The 2,150-nt window shown below is 27.7% G+C and carries 3 protein-coding genes and 1 pseudogene; 2 read left to right on the top strand and 2 right to left on the bottom strand.

Translation table 11 applies throughout. The features are described from left to right. Positions 1-370 (bottom strand): annotated as a pseudogene (locus ACQV2P_RS08510) (relaxase/mobilization nuclease domain-containing protein); the annotation flags it as partial. A 1-nt stretch (position 371) separates the two neighbouring features. Continuing rightward, complete coding sequence (locus ACQV2P_RS08505; protein ID WP_428894891.1) at positions 372-725, bottom strand: plasmid mobilization protein; 354 nt, start codon at positions 723-725, stop codon at positions 372-374. A 562-nt stretch (positions 726-1,287) separates the two neighbouring features. Here ACQV2P_RS08505 and ACQV2P_RS08500 point away from each other — a divergent pair. Continuing rightward, entirely contained in the window at positions 1,288-1,500 is a 213-nt protein-coding gene (locus ACQV2P_RS08500) for a helix-turn-helix transcriptional regulator (protein WP_428894890.1), read from the top strand. Between the two features lie 126 nt (positions 1,501-1,626). Next, positions 1,627-2,010 carry a hypothetical protein gene (locus ACQV2P_RS08495; protein ID WP_428894889.1) on the top strand — a complete coding sequence of 128 codons (384 nt, stop codon included), beginning with the start codon at positions 1,627-1,629 and terminating at the stop codon, positions 2,008-2,010. Positions 2,011-2,150: the final 140 nt, after the last annotated feature.

Raw genomic sequence — 2,150 nt, 5'->3', positions numbered from 1 at the left:
TAGCATTTGCCTGTAACAAAATTTACATTATTAAAAATGATATGATTGTGGATATTGTCTTTATCTACATGGGTTGCTAGTACATATTCATATTCATTTCCTAAAACTTTTTCACAAAGTTCTCGTCCAATTCGATGGGCAGTTTCAGCATCTGTTTCTCCAGGAAAGAAGGGTTGAATTAAATGTCTAGCTAAAACTGTTCCCTTTGTATCGAACGGTTCTCGTCTCGCTTCAAACTGTTTATGGGTAGATATGGGATTAAAATTAAAAGATGAAACAAGAATTTTATCATCTGTTTTCATATCATCAGTGGTGTAATCTATAGCATAAGATAGCGTTTTTTAATCGGATGGATTTTAGTAATTGCCATATTAATCGCTCCTTTCTTTTGTTCTACCAAGGAGTAGGGAATGAATTTGCCACAACTCTTTAGAAAAGTTGTCAAGATCTTTTCTAATTGATTTTATATCCTCATGATAGATGACACCTGTCTGATTGGTGTGTTTTGCAATTTGATTAATGTTATTTGTTGCATTAGAAAAAAGCCAGTCTAATCTAACAATCGGTTCTAAATCCACAACATAAATTTCTTTCTCTAAAATACTTTTTCTAATAAATTGTCCTATCGAATTGCATTTAGACATTTCTAATTTCTTCTTAAAAAGAGCTAATTCTTCATCATCTAACCAAATTTTTAGTTGATTTTTTCTCCTTCTATTTTCCATTATTATCTTCTTTTCTTTTGAATTTCAGGGTCTTAGGGTTCTCCCTAACAAGTTAAAATTGAATAAAAAAAGAAGCAGTCCCTAGTGGTCTGCTTCATCAATTTTTCGTCAATGGGTACTCATTGACTGTGCTTGCTACTTAAAACAAATCAAGTAACAGGTATTAAGCCATGTTTTTTCTAACTATATTTTACCGCAGCTTTTTATAAATTTCTGTATAAAATAGAAATTTCTAAGCATAAACAACAAACATAAAAACAAAGTCTCTATAAAAAACAAACAGTAAATTGGCTTCTATTGAGATAAAATACAATTACTGTTTTCTATTTTAGAAAAAGCTCTAATTTTATCACATCATCAAAATCAATTTTCATCATTTTTTAATTGTATTTTACCGTATATTTTCATAAAAGTCTGCAGGTTTTGTGATGACGTATAGTATAAACATTTAAAAGATATTGACTAAAGAAAATTAACAAAAATCTTAAATTCAAAACATAACGCAATATATATTTGACACAAAGCAATAAATATATTACATTATTTATAGGAGGTAACCACTATGAAAAATAATAAATTAAAAATAGCTAGAGCAGAATGTAATCTATCTCAAGAAGATCTAGCGAATATTGTAGGAGTTACTCGACAAACGATTGGATTAATCGAAAATAAAAATTATAATCCAACATTGAATTTATGTATTGCTATATGTAAAGCTACAAAGAAAACTTTGAACGATTTATTTTGGGAGGAAGATGAAGATGAAAAAAAATAAAGCTAACAATGAAATTTATCCGATAATTGATGAAAGACAAAGAAAATACATTGGTGACGTATCGTCAATAATTGTAGTTGTAACAATCTTTTATTTACTTGTTGAAATTACATTACATACAAGTATGTGAGAACAAAAGATATTTCAGCAACGAACTGGGAAATAATATTACTTTTATTAATTGGTATTATATATTTAATTGGGTTAAGATCTGATAAAGAATTGTTTTTACCTACTAGTTTTTCAGGTAAGAAACTAACTATTGGAAAATCAAAACAAGCTAAAATGCAAAGAGTAAAATCTTACTTAATTGAATCTCTAATTTTTAGTGTTGTAATTACAGGTATCTGTTTATTTTTTACATTTTTAGAGGTAGAATATGTGTTGGAATTAATTGTTTATATAATTGAATTTTTTGGATTACTGCTAGTTTCTTTTATGTTAAATTATAGCTTAGGTGAGTATAAAATAAAAAAATATAAAAAACATATTGATAATTTAGATAATTAAAAATTTCAATTATTTAGACAAAAAGCACTTCAAATAAGGGCTCTATGTCCAATAGGGTTGATGCTATCCAAGGAGATTAAGCCACTAACGGTTGCTTGGTCTCCTTTTCTTTTCTTCCTGACACATATAATCTTGATATT

Origin of the sequence: Facklamia sp. P12932 (genome assembly GCF_050409545.1) — a bacterium.
Taxonomy (GTDB): domain Bacteria; phylum Bacillota; class Bacilli; order Lactobacillales; family Aerococcaceae; genus Facklamia.
This window is presented reverse-complemented; position numbering and strand designations above follow the sequence as displayed.

Bases quoted from the DNA above. Each gene is read 5' to 3' on its own strand.
- ACQV2P_RS08500 (WP_428894890.1), top strand. From the start codon at position 1,288: ATGAAAAATAATAAATTAAAAATAGCTAGAGCAGAATGTAATCTATCT.
- ACQV2P_RS08505 (WP_428894891.1), bottom strand. From the start codon at position 725: ATGGAAAATAGAAGGAGAAAAAATCAACTAAAAATTTGGTTAGATGAT.